The organism is Sporosarcina saromensis (genome assembly GCF_033253735.1).
In the GTDB taxonomy this organism is placed as follows: domain Bacteria; phylum Bacillota; class Bacilli; order Bacillales_A; family Planococcaceae; genus Sporosarcina; species Sporosarcina saromensis.
Genome location: NZ_JAUBDI010000049.1, coordinates 1 through 1,077, shown reverse-complemented (window position 1 = coordinate 1,077; position 1,077 = coordinate 1). Strand labels below are relative to the sequence as shown.

The following is a 1,077-nucleotide window of genomic DNA, read 5'->3' as shown; positions in this document are numbered from 1 at the left end:
CAGGAGACGATTGTCTTGAACGCCATCGGAGAAGGCTTTATCCAAGATGACACGGTGGCAATTGACGCTACTCACTTCGAAGCACGTGACAAAGCGCCGGCCAAACAGGAAAAAACAAAGGAAGAACCCAAGAAACGCGGCCGTAAAAAGAAGGAAGAACGTGAACAATGGCTGGCTGAACAGGCAGAACAGGAAGCGAATCTTCCGCTATACGAAAAGAAAATAGAAGCGCAGTTGGATGAACCGCTTGCCCGGCTGCGTGCTGAAGTTCCTCAAGACCCCAAATGGGGTGTCAAGAAAAACAGCGAGGGGAAGAACGTGTTCTGGTTCGGCTATAAAGGACATTTGGCAGTAGGTACGTCCAGCCAATATATTCTGCAGTCCCTATTTTCTTCTGGAAGCCTGAATGACGGCAAGGCCGCTATCCCGTTGTTAAAAGGGATCGAAGAACGAATTCCACTTCGCAAACTGATGTATCATACGATGGACGCCGGCTACGATTTTGAAGCAATCTACGAACAAGTACATCGTATGGGACACCGATCTATCATCGCTTATAATAAGCGTAATGAACCAGAGCCCCTCGGATTTGACGAATATTTCGCACCGACTTGTTTTCGAGAGTATTCGTATCGTTATGACAGCTATGATGCCAAATACGAAACGTTGAAGTATACAGGGCCAAAGGAGTGCCGAGATTGCCCGCTTGCAAACGAGGGCATCTGTCAGAAAGTGTACAAGGTGAAAATTACCACAGATTTACGAAGGTACAGTGCACCGGCACGTGGCTCGAAAGCATGGAAAACGCTTTTTAATCGTCGAACCGCTGTGGAGCGCGTCAATGCTTATCTGAAAGAGTTCTTTCAATTGAACAACGTCCGTTATCGGACAGGGAAACGCGCGAAAGTTCACTTCGATTTACTTGTGCTTGTTTACAACGCTTCAAAACTAGCCGCCGATAGGATTGGAGCACGATTGAACCACATTCAAGCCGCATGATTCTTGTTTTTTGAAATACAATCTATAAATTCTGCCCTTGTTTGTATTTTTAAAAAGAGGAATTATGAAATCGATTCA

The 1,077-nt window shown here is 45.8% G+C and carries 1 protein-coding gene; it reads left to right on the top strand.

The features are described from left to right. The coding region (locus tag QT711_RS19585; protein WP_317946921.1) for a transposase at positions 1-999 on the top strand (999 nt) is incomplete at its 5' end. Between the last annotated feature and the right edge of the window lie 78 nt (positions 1,000-1,077).